Annotated in this window: 22 protein-coding genes and 1 pseudogene; 14 read left to right on the top strand and 9 right to left on the bottom strand. The window is 39.6% G+C overall.

Going from position 1 to position 23,364, the window contains the following annotated elements; all coding sequences use genetic code 11:
- Nucleotides 1-144: 144 nt before the first annotated feature.
- On the top strand, nucleotides 145-423 hold the full coding sequence (locus RMY00_RS22735) for a hypothetical protein (RefSeq protein ID WP_322649705.1): 279 nt from the start codon (nucleotides 145-147) through the stop codon (nucleotides 421-423).
- Between the two features lie 232 nt (nucleotides 424-655).
- Here the strand turns inward: RMY00_RS22735 and RMY00_RS22730 are convergent, their stop codons facing one another.
- From RMY00_RS22730 to RMY00_RS22720, 3 genes are read right to left on the bottom strand one after another with little or no spacing between them, the layout of a single operon-like run.
- Nucleotides 656-925, bottom strand: coding sequence for a hypothetical protein (locus RMY00_RS22730; RefSeq protein ID WP_322649704.1), 270 nt, complete (start codon nucleotides 923-925; stop codon nucleotides 656-658).
- Nucleotides 926-945: 20 nt separating this feature from the next.
- The gene (locus RMY00_RS22725) at nucleotides 946-1,188 is read right to left on the bottom strand and encodes a hypothetical protein (protein ID WP_322649703.1); all 243 of its coding nucleotides are present in this window, start codon (nucleotides 1,186-1,188) and stop codon (nucleotides 946-948) included.
- Between the two features lie 17 nt (nucleotides 1,189-1,205).
- Complete coding sequence (locus RMY00_RS22720; protein ID WP_322649702.1) at nucleotides 1,206-1,382, bottom strand: hypothetical protein; 177 nt, start codon at nucleotides 1,380-1,382, stop codon at nucleotides 1,206-1,208.
- A gap of 652 nt (nucleotides 1,383-2,034) precedes the next feature.
- On the opposite strand from RMY00_RS22720, the gene RMY00_RS22715 reads away from it, so the two are divergent.
- Both RMY00_RS22715 and RMY00_RS22710 read left to right on the top strand, forming a co-directional pair.
- Nucleotides 2,035-2,931, top strand: coding sequence for an SDR family oxidoreductase (locus RMY00_RS22715; RefSeq protein WP_322649701.1), 897 nt, complete (start codon nucleotides 2,035-2,037; stop codon nucleotides 2,929-2,931).
- A gap of 445 nt (nucleotides 2,932-3,376) precedes the next feature.
- Nucleotides 3,377-3,586, top strand: coding sequence for a hypothetical protein (locus RMY00_RS22710; RefSeq protein WP_322649700.1), 210 nt, complete (start codon nucleotides 3,377-3,379; stop codon nucleotides 3,584-3,586).
- 215 nt (nucleotides 3,587-3,801) lie between these two features.
- Here the strand turns inward: RMY00_RS22710 and RMY00_RS22705 are convergent, their stop codons facing one another.
- Nucleotides 3,802-4,011, bottom strand: a complete 210-nt coding sequence (locus RMY00_RS22705) for a hypothetical protein (RefSeq protein ID WP_322649699.1) — start codon at nucleotides 4,009-4,011, stop codon at nucleotides 3,802-3,804.
- 94 nt (nucleotides 4,012-4,105) lie between these two features.
- Here RMY00_RS22705 and treS point away from each other — a divergent pair, with 94 nt between their 5' ends.
- Complete coding sequence (gene treS, locus RMY00_RS22700) at nucleotides 4,106-7,492, top strand: maltose alpha-D-glucosyltransferase (RefSeq protein WP_322649698.1); 3,387 nt, start codon at nucleotides 4,106-4,108, stop codon at nucleotides 7,490-7,492.
- 178 nt (nucleotides 7,493-7,670) lie between these two features.
- Here treS and RMY00_RS22695 read toward each other — a convergent pair whose 3' ends face one another.
- Complete coding sequence (locus tag RMY00_RS22695; RefSeq protein ID WP_322649697.1) at nucleotides 7,671-8,180, bottom strand: GNAT family N-acetyltransferase; 510 nt, start codon at nucleotides 8,178-8,180, stop codon at nucleotides 7,671-7,673.
- 20 nt (nucleotides 8,181-8,200) lie between these two features.
- On the opposite strand from RMY00_RS22695, the gene RMY00_RS22690 reads away from it, so the two are divergent.
- The gene (locus RMY00_RS22690) at nucleotides 8,201-8,371 is read left to right on the top strand and encodes a hypothetical protein (protein WP_322649696.1); all 171 of its coding nucleotides are present in this window, start codon (nucleotides 8,201-8,203) and stop codon (nucleotides 8,369-8,371) included.
- A 50-nt stretch (nucleotides 8,372-8,421) separates the two neighbouring features.
- On the opposite strand, the gene RMY00_RS22685 is transcribed toward RMY00_RS22690, so the two are convergent.
- Entirely contained in the window at nucleotides 8,422-9,318 is an 897-nt protein-coding gene (locus RMY00_RS22685; protein ID WP_322649695.1) for a hypothetical protein, read from the bottom strand.
- A 628-nt stretch (nucleotides 9,319-9,946) separates the two neighbouring features.
- Between RMY00_RS22685 and RMY00_RS22680 the strand changes: the two genes are divergently transcribed.
- The 4 genes from RMY00_RS22680 (at nucleotide 9,947) to RMY00_RS22665 (ending at nucleotide 18,714) form a co-directional block, all read left to right on the top strand.
- Nucleotides 9,947-11,119 (top strand): AAA-like domain-containing protein, encoded by a 1,173-nt coding sequence (locus RMY00_RS22680; protein ID WP_322649694.1) that lies wholly within the window; start codon nucleotides 9,947-9,949, stop codon nucleotides 11,117-11,119.
- 832 nt (nucleotides 11,120-11,951) lie between these two features.
- Nucleotides 11,952-13,367, top strand: coding sequence for an AAA-like domain-containing protein (locus RMY00_RS22675; RefSeq protein ID WP_322649693.1), 1,416 nt, complete (start codon nucleotides 11,952-11,954; stop codon nucleotides 13,365-13,367).
- A 572-nt stretch (nucleotides 13,368-13,939) separates the two neighbouring features.
- Entirely contained in the window at nucleotides 13,940-14,863 is a 924-nt protein-coding gene (locus RMY00_RS22670) for a hypothetical protein (RefSeq protein ID WP_322649692.1), read from the top strand.
- Between the two features lie 212 nt (nucleotides 14,864-15,075).
- Nucleotides 15,076-18,714: an AAA-like domain-containing protein gene (locus RMY00_RS22665; RefSeq protein ID WP_322649691.1), complete on the top strand. Its 3,639-nt coding sequence runs from the start codon at nucleotides 15,076-15,078 to the stop codon at nucleotides 18,712-18,714.
- A gap of 60 nt (nucleotides 18,715-18,774) precedes the next feature.
- Here RMY00_RS22665 and RMY00_RS22660 read toward each other — a convergent pair whose 3' ends face one another.
- Nucleotides 18,775-18,930, bottom strand: coding sequence for a hypothetical protein (locus RMY00_RS22660; protein WP_322649690.1), 156 nt, complete (start codon nucleotides 18,928-18,930; stop codon nucleotides 18,775-18,777).
- A gap of 194 nt (nucleotides 18,931-19,124) precedes the next feature.
- Here RMY00_RS22660 and RMY00_RS22655 point away from each other — a divergent pair, with 194 nt between their 5' ends.
- The 5 genes and pseudogenes from RMY00_RS22655 (at nucleotide 19,125) to RMY00_RS22635 (ending at nucleotide 22,027) form a co-directional block, all read left to right on the top strand.
- A complete protein-coding gene (locus RMY00_RS22655; RefSeq protein WP_322649689.1) occupies nucleotides 19,125-19,760 on the top strand; it encodes a transaldolase family protein in 636 nt (211 codons plus the stop codon).
- 158 nt (nucleotides 19,761-19,918) lie between these two features.
- Nucleotides 19,919-20,557, top strand: coding sequence for a Uma2 family endonuclease (locus RMY00_RS22650; RefSeq protein ID WP_322649688.1), 639 nt, complete (start codon nucleotides 19,919-19,921; stop codon nucleotides 20,555-20,557).
- Nucleotides 20,558-20,588: 31 nt separating this feature from the next.
- A pseudogene (locus tag RMY00_RS22645) lies at nucleotides 20,589-21,004 on the top strand (XisH family protein).
- Entirely contained in the window at nucleotides 20,992-21,327 is a 336-nt protein-coding gene (locus RMY00_RS22640; RefSeq protein WP_322649687.1) for a XisI protein, read from the top strand. The pseudogene RMY00_RS22645 and the gene RMY00_RS22640 overlap by 13 nt, the downstream one beginning before the upstream one ends.
- A gap of 124 nt (nucleotides 21,328-21,451) precedes the next feature.
- A complete protein-coding gene (locus RMY00_RS22635) occupies nucleotides 21,452-22,027 on the top strand; it encodes a TMEM175 family protein (RefSeq protein ID WP_322649686.1) in 576 nt (191 codons plus the stop codon).
- Between the two features lie 109 nt (nucleotides 22,028-22,136).
- On the opposite strand, the gene RMY00_RS22630 is transcribed toward RMY00_RS22635, so the two are convergent.
- Both RMY00_RS22630 and RMY00_RS22625 read right to left on the bottom strand, forming a co-directional pair.
- On the bottom strand, nucleotides 22,137-22,301 hold the full coding sequence (locus RMY00_RS22630; RefSeq protein ID WP_322649685.1) for a hypothetical protein: 165 nt from the start codon (nucleotides 22,299-22,301) through the stop codon (nucleotides 22,137-22,139).
- A gap of 96 nt (nucleotides 22,302-22,397) precedes the next feature.
- Nucleotides 22,398-23,111: a rubrerythrin family protein gene (locus RMY00_RS22625; RefSeq protein ID WP_322649684.1), complete on the bottom strand. Its 714-nt coding sequence runs from the start codon at nucleotides 23,109-23,111 to the stop codon at nucleotides 22,398-22,400.
- Between the last annotated feature and the right edge of the window lie 253 nt (nucleotides 23,112-23,364).

The following is a 23,364-nucleotide window of genomic DNA, read 5'->3' as shown; positions in this document are numbered from 1 at the left end:
CTGCCAGTAACTATGATTTTACGCTTGCTCCTAGTGAGAAGTTTTTAGATGATAATTCCAGTCAAAACGCGGTTGTAGGCATTTGCACGGGAGTGGTGACAACGACTGCCAAAGTTAAGGTTACTGAATACATTTATTCCTAATATGAAACTACCTAATGATCCAATTGTGATTTTAACTTTTGTATTAGCTTTAGGTGGAAATGTGACTTGGGCTATCATATTTTTTACTAATAGCATCAAACGAAAATATGCAGCCGAGCGGGATTTTGGACATTTAAAAAATAATCTAAAGACTTTAACTGATAATTTAACAATATTATTTAAAGAACAGGATAGACGATTCGATTCTCAAGATAAAGACTTACTTGAGATAAAGGCATATTTAATAGGCAAAGGAATATTAAATCGTGAAGATGATTAACGTCTATCTCTGAGCAAATCAGCTATAGCTTTGTCGTAGCAACACTGCTCATTCATTTTAGGATATTGCGATTTAATGTACTTCATGTTTGGCAATGAGCATTACCCACCTAACCTACCCAGATTACTCACTGGGGATTCACTCTAGTGATTTGTGGGGAGTAGGGAGCAGGGTACAAAATCTCCATTTTGTCACTTGGGCTACTTGAGCCTGTTCCGAGCAACCCCATTTTTCATTCAAATTTGACAAATAAAGACAATTGATTTTTAATCATTGAGATGTCATTGGACAAATCTATTTTTAATGATTTTAGCCTTGCAAGGGAACCAGAAACATAATCATTCATATGATTTAAATCACCCGTTTCATTTAAATCCTCTTGTAAATCTTCTAGTAAATCAATAACTTGATCAATCTTGCTAAGGTTTTCACCAAAATAAGTAAGGTGATAGGAAATAGTATTTAACCGATTAATTACTAGTGATTCAGTATGCTGAGTCATAATTCTCCATTTCGCCACATTCAGCCGCAATCAGGGTATTTGCGTGGATCTTGATAATCAATATTGGTAGAGTCCAATTCTTCTGGTGCTGCTTGCTCAATTGATATTTCATCAATAAGATCGTGATACCGCCGTGCAAAAATATGCCCTTTTTCAATGCTGCTAGCATTTTTTACAAAAAGTTGATGGGCTTCTTCAGCTTGTTTGCGGCGGGTAGGTTTTTTTATCCAATTAAAATTTTTAATCACATCAGGTGTAGTCATAATTCCGTTTTTGTCCTCTAATAGTCTGCAAGGGCGCTTTTAGCGTCCTTCCACTCGTCAAATTCTTCCTTAGTTTTTTCTAATTCCTCAACTCTATATTCTAGTTTTTCTATCCGTTCTAATAGTGCTATCAGTAAATTTTGATTTTTCTCTGATAGCTCAGAAACATCTATCGCCTCTCGATTAATTTCCATAATTCCGTTTTTGTCACTTAGAGGCTGTATCGCCTATGGTATCGTTCCCAATGAGTAGCATTTGAGTAGCGCGATCGCACCTGCTGATCACAAAAAATCAGAGTAAAAATGGTGCTTTTGAGTAGCAATTGAGTAGCGCGATTAACAATGCAGCTTGAAAGTACTATGTATTCAAGGGAGAAGCACATTGCATGAGAATTTACCTAAACCTCATCCATCTTGAAAACTGGAGTTTTCTAGAAGACATATTATTGTAAATGAGAGGGTACAAAAAATGAAACAGAGATGCTCAAAGTAGAATGCGTAGGCGCAGCCAGCCAACTCTTAGAGACGCTTTGCGTAGCAAGATCCACGAAGTGGTACAGCATCGCTGGAATGAAAGTGCTTCCGTGTCAGCTTTCAAGAAGAATTGCTCGTATGGGGGTGGCTAAAACCTGTAAGTCTAGAGTGTAATCCCTGAATTATCTCACTTTTGAACAGATTTTGAACATAGCGATCGCGCCTGGTGTATGGAACCAAACCAATGGAGAGTAGCCCGCACTTAAGTCTTGCATACTCTGGAACATTATTCTACTAAAAGGGTGAGGAATCGTTCTCCTCAATACTTAATACTTGAGTCTTGAATTGCAAAAACTATCAAAAAAACCAAGTGATGAAAGACGATCGATTAGAGATGCAAGACCCCCGGCAGCAATATCCCGCTCCGCCCTTTCCCCAACAACCGCAGCCCATACCAGGACTTGCTCAAAAGATGCAGCCCCAACCGGATCACGGTGAGCAGAGCTACGTTGGATGTGGAAAGCTTGTAGGTCGGAAGGCATTAGTCACGGGAGCTGATTCTGGTATCGGGCGCGCTGTTGCGATCGCATTTGCGCGAGAAGGTGCTGATGTGGCGATCGGCTATCTTAAGAGCGAAGAGGCTGATGCTCAAGAGGTGATCCAATTGATTGAACAATCAGGGCGCAAAGCAGTTGCGCTTCCGGGTGACATCACCGACGAGCATTTTTGCCAAAAGCTGGTGACAGATGCAGTGCAATCTTTGAACGGTTTAGATATTCTCGTGAACAATGCTGGCGCACAGACATCTTACCCTTCAATTAACGATATCACGACTGAGCATTTTGATAAAGTGATGAAGACAAACCTCTACGCGCTATTTTGGATTACCAAAGCAGCCGTTCCACATCTTTTGCCCGGAGCATCAATTATTAACACCACTTCGATTCAGGCATATCAACCTTCAGCGAGTTTGCTTGACTATGCGATGACCAAAGCCGGCATTGAGAATTTCAGCAAATCTCTCGCCAAACAGATGATCCACAAGGGAGTGCGTGTTAATGCGGTCGCACCCGGCCCATTCTGGACACCGCTACAGCCGAGTGGTGGTCAGACCCAGGACAAGATCGAGAAATTTGGTTCTGAAGTTCCGCTCAAAAGACCTGGGCAACCTGTAGAAATTGCTCCTGTGTATGTGTTGCTTGCTTCCCAAGAAGGCAGCTACATCACCGGGGAAGTTTATGGTGTAACAGGCGGCGTTGGGATTGCTTAATTCAAAAGACATCTTGCAAAAGTAACAAATGCCAAAATATTGGGATGCATGTTTGCATGTTGAAGGGCAAGGGAAAATTCCATACCTTTACCCCTTCCCTATAGCTAACCGCGTATTTTGTTGCATTGACTCTGGCTTGACCACATCGGGTATTAGATCAAGGAGAGGCGAATGGGAGGGGGAAAGCAATGCCTTCGGCGGCAAGCTAGGCAAATACAAGGATGAAAAGCTAGGTTAATAGGGATATTTTTTATCGCTATTAACCTAGCTTTTTGATCAGTCTATACAGTTAGTGCCAGCATACTAGCATTATTGTATAAACCTACCGATTTCCTAACTGCGCTGCTAACTCAGCGCTTTCCTTATGTGACTATCTTTTCATATTTCAAGACTTCAGTTATTAAATCTCACCTTATATTTCATATTTGACCAGCAACTGCGTTGTTTGACAGAGGCGTTGTCCGATATTCCTGCGATCGCTCCCCACCGCCGCAGGCATCGCACTTTTTTTCCTGACCTCACAAAATCGCGTTGCTTCCGTTCGGGTCGAGGTCAACCAGTTGCACTCATGTTGCTGCACGACCAATACTTTTCGGTTAAAGGGGAAAGGGAAAAGGGAAAGGGTTTGAATTTACCTTTCCCCTTTGCCCTTTAACCTTTCCCCAGACCAAAAGAGAGATTATTGGGTTTATCCGAAAAGTATTGGCTGCACGACTCCCGGCGTGATACCATTTAACGGAAAAATTTGATGCAGATGTAAACCCTGAAAACCTTGCTATATCTAAGTTTTTTAATTGCGATAGCGCAGCGTTAGTGAGGAACGAACGTCGGAACGAGCGTCCGTAGGAGCGTCATTTTTGCTGCGCCGCATCAAAGCCGATCAAGAAGCCGCATAGAGCTACGCGCTTGCGCTCGTGCTGGTAACAAATGACAGTGAACACCGCTTTCTGGAGCGTGAACTGCGCTCAGTTTAGCCCTAACAGCCAGCATAGCCGGACGTGCGAACAACTCAATTATTGATTTGATAGAATTTTTACCACTAATGGTAGTTTTATGATTTAAGTAAGAAAATGTATACATTACTCGTATAAGCTAAATAAGCTGATCATCTCAGCGATTGTATCAAGTAAAAATATAGTTCTATTTAGATATGCATTCGCATATCTCTTAAAAAATGTCAAATTTTAACTTGAAAGATGACCCATTATGGTTCAAAAATGCAATAATCTACGAACTAGGTGTTCGCACATTTGCCGACAGTAATGGTGATGGTATTGGTGATTTTCAAGGACTGACAGAAAAACTAGATTACTTACAAGATTTAGGTATTACTGCCATCTGGTTGTTACCTTTTTTCCCTTCACCACTCAGGGACGATGGTTACGATATTGCCGATTATACTAGTGTCAATCCTATTTATGGCACGTTGGAAGATTTTAAGGCGTTTCTGAGCGCTGCTCATCAACGCGGTATTCGTGTAATTATTGAGTTAATTATCAACCATACCTCTGACCAACATCCTTGGTTTCAAAAAGCACGTCGCGCACCAAAAGGCAGCCAGGAGCGAGATTTTTATGTTTGGAGCGATACTCCTGAGAAATACCAAGAAGCGCGAATAATCTTCCAAGATTTTGAGACATCTAACTGGGCTTGGGATTCAATTGCCCAAGCTTATTGCTGGCATCGTTTCTATTCGCATCAGCCTGATTTGAATTATGATAATCCCTTGGTGCGGCAGGCAGTATTTGATGTTCTAGATTTTTGGTTGGAGATGGGTGTAGATGGACTTCGTATGGATGCTGTACCTTATCTCTACGAACGGGAAGGAACAAACTGCGAAAACTTACCCGAAACCCATGCGTTTTTGAAGGAGTTGCGATCGCACATCGACGCAAAATTTCCTAACCGGATGTTGCTAGCTGAGGCGAATCAATGGCCTGAAGATGCAGCTCAATATTACGGTGCAGGGGATGAGTGTCACATGAACTTTCATTTTCCCCTAATGCCGCGCTTGTTTATGGCAGTGCGGATGGAAGATAATTTCCCGATTGTAGATATTCTCCAGCAAACTCCATCGATTCCTGATAACTGTCAGTGGGCATTGTTCCTCCGCAACCATGACGAACTGACTCTAGAAATGGTGACAGATGAAGACCGCGATTTTATGTATGGGGCCTATGCACAAGACCCAATGATGCGGGTAAATTTAGGCATCCGCCGCAGATTAGCGCCACTTTTGGGCAACGATCGCCGCCAAATAGAGTTACTCAATAGTTTACTGTTATCTCTACCAGGAACCCCCGTACTTTACTACGGTGATGAAATTGGCATGGGAGATAACGTTTATCTAGGCGATCGCAATGGTGTTCGCACACCTATGCAGTGGAGTTCTGACCGCAACGCCGGTTTTAGTCGCGCCAACCCGCAACGCTTGTATCTACCCGTGATCGTTGACTCAGAATATCACTACGAAGCACTCAACGTCGAGGCACAACGGACTAATACCAATTCTCTCTGGTATTGGATGAAACGTTTAATTGCAACACGCAAACGGTTTCCGGCATTGGGTGAAGGGCGTTTTGAATTGCTACAGTCTAATAATCGCAAAGTTTTTGCCTTCAGCCGGATTGCTTCTGAAGAACAAATCTTGGTAGTAGCAAATTTATCTCGTTATGTGCAAACGGTGGCGTTAGATTTATCAAGCTTCAATGGGCTACTACCAGTAGAAATTTTTGGTTCCACTGAGTTTCCAGCGATTACAGAATCACCTTATTTCCTCAGCTTAAGTCCTTACGGGTTTTACTGGTTCACCTTACAACGTAAACCTAGCTTGACGCATTCTCTTAAACCCCAAGCAGACTTGAGCTATCTGGTGGTAAATAGTTCATGGCAAAATGTGATTTCGCAACGAGAGTCAAAAAGCATTCTAGAATCAACGCTGCGGGATTACCTCTATACCTGTAGCTGGTTTGGCGGCAAAACTCGGACTGTACAATCAGTACAAATCATTGAAGCGATTTCTTTACCCTATAACCAGCAGATAGCTCAAATTGTTTGGTTACAGGTAGATTATACTCAGGGAAACCAAGAAACTTATCTGTTATTTCTCGCTTATGCAGAAGGTGAGCAAGCAACCCATCTTTTGGCAGAAATGCCGCAAGCTGTGATTGCACGGCTTGGAGTACAAGGCAAAACAGACACAAATCCATCCAGTACTCAAGAAGTTGGAATTTTATTTGATGCTTTAGCAGACAAGAACTTTCTTACCTCACTGCTAGATGATGCGATCAGTAATCATCACTCTTATAAAGGGATAACCGGAGAATTATTTGGCACTACTACTGATTCATTCTCCGAATTGCGCCGACAGTTAACCAATCATGAGCCGACTATTCTGAATAAAGAAGAACAAACCAATACTTATATAGTATATGGCGATCACTTGTTGTTGAAACTCTTCCGTAAAGTCGAGGAGGGTTTGCACCCAGATTTAGAAATGCGGCGTTTCCTATACCAGAAAAAAGGCTTGCAAAACTCAGTTTTCCTAGCTGGTGCTTTAGAGTACCGCCGTGCAAATAAAACAGGCAATAAAACTGCTCTACCTACAACTATAGGCATATTACAAGAGTTTATTCCAGATATTCGCAGTGGTTGGGACTACACCCTTGATAGTTTGCAAAAATACTTTGATTTAGTGACTACAGAACACGCCACTATTACCGAAGTGCCTCTGCCATCAGGTTCTTTGTTGGATTTACAGAGAATTGAGATTCCAGAATTGGCAATTGCAACTATCACTTCTTACCTACAAAGTGTTGAATTGCTGGGTAAATCCACAGCCCAATTCCATATAGCGCTGGCTACAAATACAGATAGTTCAGACTTTGCTCCAGAATCTTTTTCATCACTATATCAACGTTCGATATATCAAAATGCACGTAACTTAACCGGACAAATATTTCGGTTGTTAAAAGAACGAATAGAGTACTTGCCGAACAATACTCAACCATTAGCATTAGAAGTTCTTAATAGCCAACAGGAAATTTTAGAACGCTTTCAGTTAGTTGTCAGACAAAAAATTACCGCATTGCGGACTCGTTATCATGGAAACTACCAACTGGAGCAAGTATTTTACACAGGAAAAGACTTCTTGATTACTAATTTTGAAGGCAAAGCAGATCGCAGTTTAAGCGAACGACGCATCAAGCGATCGCCTTTACAAGATGTCGCAGGAATGTTGCTATCTTTCAACTATGCAGTTAACGAAGCTCTAGGCTATCAAAAAAAATCTGGGATGATCCTGCCTGAAAATTTCCCCCTTATAGAACAATGGGGACAGTTTTGGTATACCTGGGTCAGTACTAGCTTTTTGAACTCTTATTTAGAAACTGTTAATCAAGAATCTTTCCTTCCAAACACAACAGAAGAACTAGATGTGTTACTTTTTGCTTATCTTCTAGAACAAGCCATTGATGCACTAGGCTATGAACTAAATAATCGCTCTGATTGGGTAGAAATTCCACTCCAATTTATTCTGCAATTATTAAGTAAAACTGCTTGAGTAGTTAAGGTTAGAATATTTTAAAGCTTTGGGCTATTCATTTGGATCAGGATTGGCGCATTTCCACGTCTGACTTTTTCAGCAAGCCCTAGATAGGTCTGTGCTTTTACGGTGCTGAAAGGCTTAATTACTACTCCAGCTACCGTAATTAATTCTTCAATCTGCTGCACCGTAATTATTAGACATCAGAAATGAACAAACTAACACTTTTACTATCATCAGATAGTTTAATCATTCGCTCAAAGCTTAGTCCTAGTTTTTTGAGCAGCTTTGCTGAACTATAATTGTCCGGTGTAGTGATAGCTACAATACGACTTAAGCCGAAGGTTTTTCTCCCATACATCATGACAGCAGAAGCAGATTCATAGGCGTATCCTTTTCCCCGGAACTTAGGAAGAAAGGCAAACCCAATATCCACATCCTCCAAAGAATCTCTTTTTATCAAACCGCAAATTCCAATCGAAACGCTCTTCCCCTTTAGCTCAACCAAATAAAGCCCGAAGCCGAGACGCTTATACATAGCAACTGGATTCTTCAAAATATATTCACGAGCATCATTAAAGGTTCTCACACCTTTATCACCAATAAAACGCAACCATAAAGGGTCATTCAATATCTCAAGAATGAACTCGCTATCTTCAACTGTCAGCCGACGAAGAACTAAACGCTCTGTTTCAAGAACTTTCATAGTCGAACACTTTGTTATTGATGTCTAACTATTTATTATCCCGACTCCTACTCGGATTTCTCAGTAGTGACATTGAGCAAGTCAAAATGTGCGGTTTACCACCTAATCTGACAATGGATATTCTAAATTCTGATCTAGAGCAAGTAGATTTGATTACTCACTTTTTGGGGCTACGCCGGAGCAAGCAGTGAATTTGTAGTGCCAAAGCAATTATCGCTTTTCTCTGCGCCTCTGTGTGAGATTATTTCATATCTGACAATAAATATTGATTATTACAATATTCTTTCGTAGATGTGACAGAAACAACCTCTACTTCTATCGGTTTTTCTTTAGTTCCGTTGATCAGAAACTCACTAGCTCCCTCACGAGGTTTTTTTGGATTTCCCCAATCATAGGTGTAACCTAAACCTGTCCAAGGATAATGTTCTTGACTACCAACTGCATAAGAAGTTGTGTATATCTCTTGCAAAATCGGATAATTAACAGTAATCGGTATACGTAAAACATTACAACTAGAATCATTAATTTCTGGATCAACACATGGTCTACTTAAATCTTCGGCTTTCACCCACATTTCTACAAAATGCGTCTTATTTGAGTTTCTATTTAAAATTAAACCTAAATACTGCTGTAACCTCAGAGAAAGCATGATATCACCGGGAATATTTATGCCGATTCCCTTACAGTTTTGACAAAATTCTTTAACTTGAGGAACGGCTGTTAACCAAGTCCGTGCTTCTATACTTTTTTTTTTACCTACTTTCCAATCCTCACTTGGGTTTTTGACATATTTCCAATTCGCCATCAGATATTCAATTTTACCGTTATTTTCTCTCCATTTTATTTGCTTATTACTTTTTGACAATGACCAAAGATTTTTTACCACTTTCTCTTCACTCGGTCTTTTTGCATCCTCAATCGCTGCATCTAACTGCTTTTTCAAAGCGTTATAACTTTCCGGTTTATTTTTATCCAGATACTCATTGACATTAGGGTTGATTTCTGATTGTGTTAATAAATGCTTTCTGAGGTTTGACCTACTCTGTATGGTAATTTCTGTAGCTAGCAAACTGGAATATCCTACTGCCAAAAATGCACCTGTCAAGCTGAAAAATACTTGAGTCTTGAATTTTTTCATCCTTATAATCCTGTTGATTGACAACAATCGGGTTTCGACTGGTACACCACCCATAATCAGTACTACCAGTAATATAACTTTGCTCATTGTCGCATTTGTAGCCAACTACTGCTACTGGTTTTGTATTTAACAACAAGGTGCGCTCAAATATTACCCCTAAGTCTCAAACCCAAAAACGTCTTAGTTCTTCGAGCATTCCCTCCAAGCGTCTGGCTCAACGGTAGAATTGGCTTTGGTCTGATAATTTCGGGAATAGGCTTGCACTTGTTTATTCTGACAAACCCCAAAAACTGCTGTTATCCTGGGTATGGGAAAAAATCTATTGCCAATCTCAATAATTTAGTTAAATGTCTTAACTTTCCTTGATTTTTATTTTTAGCTAAGAGAAGATAAGTCTGCAATATAGTGATTAACTTTGGCACTATTTTTTGAGCGCTCGCTCTCTAGTTATCTAAAAACACATAATTTTTATTGAAACAATGCGATTGCTGTTAAAAAATGCAAGCAAATGTAAGACAAGCGAAATTTAAACAACAGTAAAAATAATGTAAATCATAATTAAATAGTATGAGATTATTATTTATAGTTAATAGTATCGTTTCTAAAAGTAGAAATATCCTCATTTATAATGATTGACTTGATTATGAGATATCAAGTCGGTGGTAGCCTGAAGTATGATGACTCTACATATATTGTCCGTCAAGCAGATGAACAACTTTATACTGGATTAAAAACAGGAGATTTTTGTTATGTCTTCAAGTGCCACCAAACAGGCAAATCATCTCTACTATACCGGACTATTCATCGCTTAGAAAAAGAAAATCATACATGTGTTTATCTGAATTTAGCTCTATTAGGTACTAATCAAATTACAGCTATACAATGGTATAAAAACATTATTTTCAGCTTGTTTCACAAGTCAAATCTAACAAAACATGTCAACTTTGGAAGTTGGTGGGAGCAACAATCAGAGCTTGCTCCTGTACAAAGACTGTATCAATTTGTTGAACAGGTGTTGCTGAGAGAAATTCAAAATAATCGTATTTTCATCTTTATTGATAATATTAATAGCCTGCTAAGTTTGAATTTTCCAGTCAACGATTTTTTTATCTGGATTTGTTACTGTTATGAGCAGCAAGCACACAACCCAAGTTTTCAACGTTTGGGTTTTGCTTTGTTTGGTGTAGCTAGTCCATCTAACCTAATTGTTGATCGACATCGAACTCCCTTTAACATTGGTCAAGCGATTAACTTACGTGACTTTCAATTACATGAAGCTATGCCCCTACTTGAAGGTCTAAAAGAAGTAGTGAGTCAGCCACAGCCAATATTGCAGTATATTATTCATTGGACAAGAGGACAGCCGTTTCTCACGCAAAAGCTTTGTCAGTTAGTTGTGCAAGTTGCTTTGGAAAGTTATAAAGGAACGATTACTATACCGAACGGTGCTGAAGGATTCTGGGTAGAACAATTAGTGCGATCGCGTATTATTCAACATTGGGAATTCCAAGATGAACCTGAACATCTCCGTACCATAAGAGATCGCTTACTTTTTGACGAACACAAAGCAGGAAAGCTATTAAATATTTATCAACGGGTGTTACAAGTAGAGGAACTAAGGAATAGGAACCCGATAGATAACTTGATACCAACCGATAATAGTGAAGAACAGACAGAACTGTTGCTATCTGGTTTGGTGGAAGATTATAACGGCTATCTGAGAATTAAAAATCCGATCTATCGGAATGTTTTCACTCCTCAATGGGTATCAAGACAGTTAGAAAATCTTTTCTTTTCTTGATAGGAGCTAGTAATCAGAATACATCTGTCATATCATGTGCGGTTAAACAGTAAACCAAAAAGTTTTTCTCCAAAAAGCGATCGCTAAAATACTTATATTTTTTGATATTTCTTGATATGCAATTCTCTGAGCAGCAGACACAGTATAGATTGTGATTACTTATGATTATTTGGTCGAGAAATTGTTAGTACTAATCTGTTGGAATATAAATGCTTTCAACTACTTGATATTTGTGCTGTAGCGCTTGATATACACCACTGCCCGCGCTCGTCCTATAGCTTATTAAAAATATTCCGCTCTTTTATTAAGTTCTAACTAACTTCAATACCGTAATTTTGGCATCAATTATGGAAAGTCATAAAATTGCTCATGGTTTTGAAAGCCATTGTGGGTTATCTCTATTGCACAGTCGGGGCTTAGTAAACATTATAAAACCAGTGTAAAGTTATTAAACTGCTATATGAAGGTTATTTAAATGTTTGCTTAACTGTCTTAACTGTTATAAATTAAAAATATTACATTATTTATTCAATCACATTTGTAAAAATTTATGCAAATACAAGGTCTTCATTTTTTCAGAGAGTTTTTGCAAGACAACCATTAAAACACCGAGTGGAAAAGTAGGAAAAGTAGGAAAAGTAGGAGAAATAGATAATTGATGTCGGCGTTTACTATCAAGCTTATATAATGTAACTTAGTTGATTAGAGTTCCTATGGATTTTAAGAAAAAATGAAACAAAAGCGTATCAAAAATTACTACGTAGGATTATAGCTCCAGTATGTAAAAAGAAATGTTGTGACACTCATTGATAACAAAGTACTTAAAACAGCAATGTGTAAAACTAAACGTCAACGAGGAGTTGTACTAACATCCACAGGAATTAAACGGTTACAATCAGCAATTCTTTCTGTGGAGATAGTAGAAAATAAAGGCGAACACTTGAGTTTAGAAGAAATAAGCTCACGCATTAATGTTTCTACTAGAACTTTGAGTAAATTATGGTCTTTAAGTGAAAGTGTAGATCAAAAAACTATAAAACTCTGCTTTAGCGCTTTTAATTTAGAATTACACAGCGAAGACTACGCCATAGTCAACAGACTAAATGAGACTGAAACATCTGAATTATTGCCTATTGCAAATATAAAAAAAAATTTATCTCAACGTTCTGAATTAACCTCATTTGTTGAAGAACATCACACACAAACTGAACAGATAGAAAATCTTTTGTCATACCCGGATGGCCCCGTACCTTTAAATTCTCACTTTTATATTGAACGTCCTCTACTAGAGAAAAAGGTTTATCGAGAAGTAACTACTAGTGGCTGCGTGATTCGGATTAGATCCCCCAAACAGATGGGTAAAAGTTCTCTTGTGTTGCGGCTTTGTGCCTTTGCACACAAACTTGGATATCAGACTGTGAATCTGAATTGCTACCAATTCGATAGTGAGTGTCTAACTGATTTAAATAAACTGTTGCGTCGTCTTTGCTGGAAAATTGCAACTCAATTAGGTATTGATCCCAACCTCAAGGAAAAGTGGAATGAACAAATTGGCTACAACTTGAGTAGCGGCTTCTATTTAGAAAACTATTTGCTCGAACAATGTCAAAGCCCAGTGGTTTTAGTGTTGAATGAAATTGACCGTTTTTTTGAATATCCTCACATTTGTCACGAGTTTTTTGCTTTGTTGCGATCATGGTGTGAGGAAGCACGACACAATCCCAACTGGCAAAAACTGAGGTTAGTAATGGTTTACTCAACCGAAGGGTACATCTCTATGGATATTAACCTTTCTCCTTTTAATATTGGTCTACCTATTCGTCTGAACGATTTTACTCAACCACAAGTAGAAGATTTAGCTAGGCGGTATAGTTTAGATTCATTTAAAGCTAAAGATTTTGCTCAACTAATGTCACTAATAGGGGGACATCCAGCACTAATTCATGTTAGTTTATACTATCTTAAGTCTCAAGAAATGACCCTGCAAGAAATAATAGAGGAAGCGATCGCCAATGGTGGCATCTACCGCGATCATTTATGGCGACAGTTGATCCAACTGCAAAAAAATCCCAGACTGGCAAAGACTTATGCTGAAATTCTGGCAGCAAAGCAAGGTATTTCTCTTAATCCTATTGACACTTACAAGCTTGAAGGTTTGGGATTAATTCGCTTTGAGGGCGATCGCGTCTTACCCCGTTACGGACTATACCAGACATATTTTGCAAAACAGCTATCGACAATTGTTTGATAAAGCAATTATTAGGCACTCACTCAATATCAGGTACTGCGTAGGCGCAGCCCAACCTAAGCATCACAGTAGTACAGGAGCAAATTCGAGAAAATTTTAGTTCCGTGTTTTCAACAAGAGCAGTTAACAGCTGTTTGATATCAAGTATTTAGCTATAATCTATTTTCAGTTTAAAATAATTTTTTGCTAACTTTCTTAACTTTCTTAACTTTCCTTGCATTTTCACTTCTTTGTTGAGAATATCTAAATGCTTAAATACCAATAGCAGTACATCAGCAATTATAAAAAGAATTTAATGGGTAAATAGTAATTATAAACCTGGGCAATAATTCTTTCATTTATAAATTGCATCTGCTAAATAATAAATTCTCAAAAAAAAACAAAGAGGTAGTTTACCCTTAATTGCGATCGCACTACTAGGTCTAGGAGCTTATACTTGGCTGAGATTCTGGCTTCGTCCAAGATTTCACTTTGTAGACTACATCCATGCACACAGATAAAGGCAAATTTTAAGTACGTTTGTCCTAGTTCCCTGCTCAAATTTAATAAATTAACCAACTGATATTTATAAAATGAATAATATACTAATTATTCTGGGCGAAGTCATATTTTTAATAATTATTTTCTCGCTGTTGAACTGGCTAATTGGTATAATATTCAAGCAGGTCACTAAAGTTTCTTTCCTTCAAGGAAGAACTGCAAACATCACTTTCCTGCGCCGCAGCATCAGCAAAATTTTAATTTTAATTTGTGTGATTATGTGTCTGGTGCTGGTTGGTGTGAATGGGATGGTGATTTATCGAGATGGAAAAATTCAGGAATTTCAACTTAATCTAATTCATAGTCTTCCTACCCAATTTTGGATCAATATTTTTACGGCAAGCTTAAGAAGTGTGAGTTTGCTATTGCTAGTTAAATTTAGCATCCCACCGTTAAAGCAGGGTATAGATTGGGTCTGCAATTACGCAAAGCAAGCCGATAAAATAAAAGCTAACGATGAGAGTATTAAGGCTTTTTTTAAAGTCTTAAAAAGAATTATTCATGCTATCTGGGTATCTTCTTTGATCATCTGTGCTAGATTTCTTTACATCCCAGAAGTTGTTACCAAATATATTTACATTGCCTTAAAAATATACATCATAATTACAATTGGTTTACTAATTATTAAGGCTGTTGCTACCATCGTTGATACTCTTGATGCATTAAGTCTTAAATACTCCAATTCTGACAATCTACTGCGTTTATACGAGCGTTTACGCCATTTAATTCCCCTCCTCAAAAAATCTTTGGAATACGTCCTCTATGTTTGCATAGTAAATCTTGTTGTTCCAGAAATAGAACCTATTGCTTGGATAAGTGCTTATACCCCTAGAATTGTGCAGATTATTGGGGTTTATTTTATTAGCAATGTTTTGATTGAAGTCATTTACTTTATCCTGGATGAGTTCTACTTAAAAACAGAAGAAATTGAAATTTGCGGTCTTTCTAAGAATTGATGCTAGCTTTTTTCAGGTATTTTTCATATAACGCAGTTATTATCTCTCTTTCGATAAAAAGCAGGAAACAAGACGATTTGACTACTTCCATAGAATAAACTGAATTATTACATAAAGTTATGCTGTAAAATTTATAACATTTACTTTTAATAAATTATCTACAAATTACTAGTCATTATGTTAAGGTCTTTGTTTGATAATTACACTTAGATATGAGATATCAAGTAGGGGGTAGCCTTCGTAGTGACGACCCCACATACGTTACACGTCAGGCAGATGAACAACTCTATGCCAGTTTGAAAGCTGGAAATTTCTGTTATGTCTTCAACTCCCGTCAGATGGGTAAGTCATCGTTACTACAACGCACAAGTTATCGTCTGAAGCAAGAAGGGCATAGCTGTGTTTACTTAGATATGACTCGCTTGGGTATTGAAGATACTACACCAGATCAATGGTACAAAGGCATTATTATCAGCTTATTATATAGCTTAAAATTAGCGTCAAAAATTGATTTTCAGCGCTGGTGGGAAATGCAAGCAGGTATTTCCTCGGTGCAAAAACTACAGCTATTTGTTGAAGATATCTTACTACCAAATATTAAAAGTGATTCTCTGCGAGACGGCAAAGCCAAACGCATTTTTATCTTTATTGATGAGATTGATAGCCTATTGAGTTTAAGTTTCCCAATTAACGACTTTTTTGCTTGGATTCGTCAGTGCTATAATTTACGGCCGTATAACTCAAACTTTGAACGCTTGGGATTTGCACTATTTGGTGTAGCAAGTCCCTCCGACTTAATTGCTGATAAACGCCGCACGCCCTTTAACCTTGGTGAAGCAATTGAGTTACAGGGTTTTGGACTAGATGAAGCGACGCCCTTGCTTCTAGGATTAGAAGAAGTAGTCAGTCAACCACAAGCAATACTGCAAGAGGTTATTTATTGGACAGGCGGACAACCCTTTTTGACACAAAAACTCTGTAACTTAATTACTCAAGTAGCCTTTGAAACTACTAGAGGGAAGATTACTCTACCTCCAGGTATAGAAGCATTATGGGTTGAGCAATTAGTGCGATCGCAGATTATTCAAAATTGGCAGTCACAAGACGAACCCGAACATTTGCGTACTATTCGCGATCGCCTGCTATTTGACGAACAACAGGCAGGGCGGTTGTTGGGTATTTATCAACAGGTATTACAAGGGGGAGAAGAGTTTTCCCCTTTGCCTCTTCATTCTGTTCCAAGTGATGATAGTCGAGAACAGACACAACTGTTGTTGTCCGGTTTAATAGAAAAACACAACGGCTATCTCAAAATTAAAAATCCTATCTATCGAAATGTTTTTAATGCCCAATGGGTGTTAAGACAACTAGATAATCTCCGCCCCTACTCGCAAACATTTAACGCTTGGGTAGCATCGCGTTACAAAGATGAATCGCGTCTGTTGCGAGGACAAGCCTTAAAAGATACTCAAAATTGGTCGCAAGGCAAGAGTCTGAGCGATTTAGATTATCAATTTTTAGCCGCAAGTATTGAATGCGGCAGGCGTGAAGTGCAAATGGCATTAGAGGCAGCACGGGCCAAAGAGGTAGAAGCACGACTCGAACAAGAGAAAAAAATTGCTTTAGAGGTAGAAGCACGACTAGCACAAGAGAAAAGAACGGCTTTATTACAGAGATATTTACTAGTTGCAGTAAGTATTGGGTTGTTCGTTTCTAGTAGTTTGGGAATAGGAACTTTCATTTTGTATCGCCAGACTCAAAAAAGCGAAACTCAAGCTAGAAACAGTGAAATTCAAGCACTTATATCTTCTTCTGTTGGATTGTTTGCCTCAAATCGCAAATTGGATGCACTTGTAGAAGCAATCAGAGCAAAAAAAAGACTGCAAAAATTAGGTAAATTAAATATAAATCTTGCACCTCAAGTGGAGAATGCACTGCAACAAGCAGTTTATGGTGCAGATGAGTACAACCGTTTTTCTGGTCACACAGCAGCTGTTCTATCTGTGGATGTCAGTCCTGACAGTTCTCTAATAGCCTCAGCAAGTGTAGATCAAACAATCAAGCTTTGGCGACGTGATGGTACACTAGTTGCAACTCTCAAAGGTCATAAGGGAGCAGTTAGGACAGTCAATTTTAGCCCTGATGGTCAAACACTCGCCTCGGCGGGTGAAGATGGCACTATTAAACTGTGGAAGCTTAACGGTGAGCTGCTAAAAACTTTTAAAGGTCACACGGCTTTGATTTGGGGAGTAGCTTTTAGTCCCGATGGTCAGTTCCTTGCCTCTACGAGTTGGGACAAAACGGTGATAGTTTGGAAGCGAGACGGTACAAGGCTCAACACCTTTCAAGCTTACACAGAGGGATTTAGCGGAGTAGCATTTAGTCCCGATGGTCAGCTTCTTGCTGCCACAAATCTAGACAAAACAGTAAAACTCTGGAAACGAAACACTAGAGGTTGGCAAAATGCCAAGATAGTACAAACTCTTCAAGGTCACAGTAGTTGGGTTGTAGCGGTAGCTTTCAGCCCTGATGGTAAGACTATTGCTTCATCAAGTGAAGATAAAACTGTCAAACTTTGGCAGCGAAATAGCACAGATGGAAGCTACCACCAATATCAAACTCTTCAAGGACACAGTGCCGGGATTTGGAAAATTGCCTTTAGTCCCGATGGTCAGACTATTGCCTCCGCTAGTCTCGACAAAACAATTAAACTTTGGAACATTGATGGTACAGCACTGAGGACACTCAGAGGGCACACTGCATCCGTTTGGGGAGTAACTTTTAGCAAAGACGGCAGCTTTATTGCAACCGCAGGCGCAGAAAACGTTGTCAGACTCTGGCAGACTGAGAACCCATTCCAAAAGTCTATCATTGCCCATCAGTCCGGGATTTGGTCAATTGCTATCACCTCCGACAGTTCAACCATAGCCACAGCCAGCCACGAAAATACTGCGAAATTTTGGAGTCGCCAAGGCAAATTGCTCAAAACTTGGACTGAATCTAGAGGCTCAATCTCTCAGGTTTCATTCAGTGGAGATGGTAAATTAATTGCTCTTAAAATTAACAATGATACGATAAAACTCAAGAAGCCAGACGGCACCAATGTTGCTACTTACAAAGTTCCTTATAGCAAAATCATCGGAGCGCTATTAAGTCCTGATGGTCAAACAGTTGCGATCGCAATTGTTGATAAGATTGTTCAGATATGGCGGCACGATCAGCCTGCATTACAGATTCTCAAAGGACATCAGGCCGAAGTGTGGCAAGTTGTATTTAGTCCAAACGGTCGATTCATTGCTTCAGCCAGTGGCGACAGTACTGTTAAGCTATGGACACTTGATGGCAGATTGTTCAGAACTCTTGTAGGACACTCGGCGGCAGTATGGAGAGTTGCTTTTAGCCCTGACAGTAAAATGGTAGCTTCTGGAAGTGGTGACAATACCGTTAAATTGTGGACACTGGATGGGAAGTTGCTGAAAACTTTCATTGGTCACAGTGCTGCGATTTGGGGAGTTGCGTTTAGTCCCAATGGAAAAATACTTGCTTCTGGTAGCGTAGATGGTACTGTCAAACTTTGGAAGCTTGATGGTACAGAAATAACGACCCTACAAGGACATACCGCAGCGATTAGGCAAATTGCTATCAGCCCCGACGGGAGTTTTCTAGCTTCAGGGGGTGATGACAACACGCTCATTCTTTGGAATTTGCAGCGAATTCTCCATATAAATGCACTGACTTATGGTTGCAAGTTGGTGCAGGATTATCTGAAAACTAACACAGCAGTTGAGAAAGGCGAAACTCCTGCACAGTCGCTGCGCGATCGCTCACTGTGCAATCACTCTGAGAACTGAATAGCAATAAGAAAAGCCGAAACACTTGTAATTTAAGCGGTTTGGAATTGCTTGCGTAATTCATGCCGGGGTTTGATCATGAAGGGGTAAGCGGTAAGCAGCTTTTGGACGACGTTTACGGACTCGTGCTTCGCTGTGACATTGATGTTCTGGAACAGCCTTTTCAACGTTCCATCCAAGATTGAGGATAATCTTTGCCATCAAAGAAAAGCTCATTACGTCGAATATAATTATGAACATCTTCGGGATATAGATTTGGAAAATATTTTGCTCCTGAACTACCTCCCAATGGCAGTCCTGAATTAATGGTATGCCAAGGGCTAGGAAATAGTGCAGAATATTTTGTTACGTAAGAAAGTCTAAGTTACACATCTGGTGAATTAATTTTAACCATCTATTCAGGAAAGATTATGGCACTATATCTAGACTCAGCGATCGCATCTGAAGCTGAAGTTGTTAAGCTTTGGGGATGGGTGAAAGGCATTACCACAAATCCCACGCTGTTGTCTCAAAGCGATACCCCACCAGAAACCACGCTCAAAAAATTGGTCGCCTTGACGAATGGCCCGTTATACTATCAACTTGTAGCATCTGATAAAGCTGGGATGTTAGCTGAAGGTAGAAAAGCTTTCGAGATTATTGGTTCACAAACAATTTTGAAGATTCCCGCAACATCCTTAGGTTTTGAAGTAGTGGCAAGTCTATCACCAAAAATTACCTGTTCAGTGACAGCAATTTACAGTGCAGCACAGGCAGCAGTAGCACGGGAAGCAGGAGCTAAAATTGCCATAGCTTATGTAAATCGCGCTACACGGTTGTTAGGTGATGGTATTGCTTTGGTGCGAGATATGGCTAGCGTACTCAAAAGCAGTGATACAAAAATCTTGGCAGCTAGTATCAAATCTCCCGAAGAAGCAGCCGCTTCATTGCAAGCTGGGGCGGATCATTTGACTTTACCATTGGCAATGTTACAAGCGATCGCAACTCACGAATTCTCACAGAAAACTGTTGAAGAATTTGCTAAAGGAGGTATTGGCTTAATATAATTCGTAATTCGTAATTCGTAATTAAATATGAGTTTGTCAGATATTCCTAATCTTTGGGTTCCTTTAGCACTTTTAGGTTTTATTATTGTTGCTGCTGTATTTTTTAGCCGTAGCAGTTGATATTTAACTATTACAGTGGAGATGGAGGTTCAAGTTCTATGTTTGCTGTTGTCACACCCGATACAATCCATTTGTCCCCAGGCGCAGTAATACGCCTACTTGGAAGTTGGCAAGACTATCAAGCACTGAATGAACAACTAGGCGATCGCTCCTCTCCCCGCATTAAATACCGAGATGGAGAAATTCTTTTGATGGCACCGCTACCAGAATATGGGCGAAAAGTAAGTGTAATTGCAGATGTAGTCAAAGTTTTGCTCGATCATCTAGGACGAGAATACGAAGCATTTACCCCAATCACAATGGAACTGCCACAGGAAAGTGGTATAGAACCAGATTACTGTTTTTATATTGAAAACTGGGAGGCAATCGCAGGTAAAGATCGCATCAATTGGGGCGTTGATCCATCCCCCGATTTAGTGGTAGAGATAGATATCACCAGCTACACCGATGTAAATGACTATCTGTCTTATGGAGTACCAGAAGTTTGGTTGTTCAAGAAAAACCAGCTTGTGATTTACAGATTGCAAGGCGATGTCTACACTGTTGAAACTAGTAGCCGCTATTTTCCTAACATCAATGTGTCAGAGGTAGTTACAGAGTCTTTGAAAATTGCCTACGAACGTAATACTAGTGCTGCTATTCGGGAATTGCGCCGGAAATTAGCCAGTGAAAATTAAATATTGTGCGATCGCTTCTATGTGAGGAGAAATGGCTGCCAAAGACCTATTCCATGATGCTGTCAAACAAGCATTGTTAAAAGAGCAATGGGTAATTACAGCAGATCCGCTAAAAATCAAAATTGAGCGTGTAAAGTTTGAGATTGATTTAGCGGCAGAAAAATCCTTGCAGCTGATAAGGCAGGGCGAAAAATAGCAGTTGAAATCAAAAGCTTTCTTAATAGCTCTGTCATCACTAACTTTCACTCAGCACTGGGGCAGTTTTTGAACTATCGCCTTGCATTACAAATGAGTGAACCAGATAGAACATTATATTTAGCAGTTCCCGTCGATACATTTGAGTCGTTTTTTCAGGAGCGATTCACTCAGGAAGCTGTCAAGCTTTATCAAGTGAAGTTGGTGAGTTATGATCCACTTCAGGAGGTGATTGTCGAATGGAAAGAATAGAACGATACCGTCAAAGCATCCGCCAAATATTAACGTCTCACGCTACTTTTGAGATTGGCAATTCAGACATTGAGTCTCAGCTTGTGTTTGATACAGAACATGACCACTACCAGCTTTTAGAAGTGGGCTGGGAGGGATTTAAGCGAGTTTACAACTGTATCATCCATTTGGATATTAAAGATGGAAAGATTTGGATTCAGCGTAATATGACTGATGTAGATATTGCGCGGGAATTAGTAGAAATTGGTGTGCCGAAAGAAAATATTATTCTCGGTTTACATCCGCCGTATAAGCGTCCGTATACAGGGTATGGAGTAGCTTAAGAGAAAGTAACCATAGCATATCAAAAATCACCCGTAGACAATTTTCATCAACGGCGGCTACTTGATACGATAAAGTGCAGAGTGTCACAACTTACTTTCAAGTAAATCAAAAAGGAATGCGTACATGGGGAAAGGGAGGTTAGAAGCATTCAGCGATGGGGTGATTGCCATCATCATCACCATTATGGTGCTGGAAATCAAAGTGCCACATGGGTTCGATTTAGCGGCGCTGCGTCCCCTGATTCCGGTATTTCTCAGCTATGTGCTGAGTTTTATCTTTCTTGGCATCTACTGGAACAATCACCATCATCTCTTACAAGCAGTCCGACACGTTAATGGGCGTATCCTTTGGGCTAATCTGCACCTGCTGTTTTGGTTATCGCTAATCCCCTTCGTCACTGGCTGGATGGGTGAGAATAGCTTTGCTGCTATGCCAGTAGCACTTTATGGTGTGGTGTTGTTGTTGTCTTCGATCGCTTACTTCATTCTTACCCGCACCCTAGTTTCTTATCATGGCAGCGATTCGACATTAGCGATCGCAGTGGGTCGAGATTTTAAAGGAAAAATATCGATGATGTTGTATGCAGTAGCAATTCCCCTTGCCTTTGTAAGCTCATGGCTTGCCTGTATACTATACGTTCTGGTTGCAGTTATGTGGCTCATCCCCGACCGTCGCATTGAAAACACTATCACTCCCTAAACGTATTTGTTCAATATGCCATTGCATCGGCTGACAATGCCATTGCATCGACTAGCAAAAACAAACCTACCCTTTCTTGTCCTTTATCTAAACTAAAACCCCCACCCAATTAAGCAGAGATATTTAAATCTTTGGCTAACTTGGGAAAAGCCGGAGTCACGCTAGAAACTCCGATAACAGCAATCAATGCAACTGCACAAATAATCTGAAAATTTAACTCTAAATAAATTGGTCTTTGCTGTTGAAATTGGCTGTTATCTTCTGGTAAATTCATGATTTTACCTTAGTGGATAAATAATAAAGAACGCGAAGCGTCTTAAAAGATGCTTCGCGTTTATGTGCAAAAAAGAGTGCCTAATTGATTGTCGCCTTAAGCTGCAACTTTTTCCTCAAATGGTTTAAAAGTTTTTTTGCTAGCACCGCAAATCGGACATTCCCAGTCATCGGGAATTTCTTCAAAAGGTGTACCAGGTGCAATTCCTGAATCAGGATCGCCAGCAACCGGATCGTAAATCATGCTGCATTGTTTACAAATCCATTTGCGAGTTTTAGGATCTTCACCTGCAACTCTGGTTGCTGTTTGTCCTCCATTTAATACTTCTAAAGCTTCAGCGTAGCGATCGGCGTGGTAATTTTCGATAGATTTTAACAAGCCAAAACGGTGTGCAGCTTCCCGAAACGTGTTGGCATGATCGGTAGATTCTTTAACTTGTTTGAGAAATTCTTCAGCCGCAGGATTGTCGCGATCGCGTTGAGCATCTGCGGCAAACTCTGGATACATTGTGGTATATTCGTAAGTCTCCCCTTCAATTGCCAAAGATAAACAGCGAGATACAATTTCGCGCTTTTGTTCATCAGTTAAAGCAGCCGAATCTTCTACCACAAGTTCTGGATGCAGCAACTTAAAATGTGCAAAAGCGTGTTCGGTTTCTTGTTCTGCTGTTTCTTTAAAAAGTTTCGCCAAGTCTGTAAACCCAAGTTGACGCGCCACCTCAGCAAAAAACAGATACTTGCGATTTGCCATCGATTCACCACCGAAAGCAGCTTCTAAGTTTTGGAGTGTAGTAAAGTTGGACAAATCCATAATTTTGGATGCCTGCGAAGTAATTTAGTGCAAGAACACAGACTCTACAACCGGATAATATGAGCCGTTATTTGTATAAAATAGAAACGGTTTATACAAACTTTTTCAGCCCAAATATTGCAATCCGTTTTCTTAGTAGGGTAACACGGCTGTGTTCCCCTACTTAGACAATTATAAAACCGAAAAGTTTTGCAACTGACAAATTATATATTCTGCCACTGGTGACATCGCAAATGGTGGTATAACCAATTAA

Origin of the sequence: Nostoc sp. ChiVER01, from assembly GCF_034531155.1 — a bacterium.
GTDB lineage: Bacteria > Cyanobacteriota > Cyanobacteriia > Cyanobacteriales > Nostocaceae > Nostoc.
The sequence above is the reverse complement of the archived record's forward strand: the minus strand, read 5'-3'. Positions and strand labels throughout refer to the sequence as shown.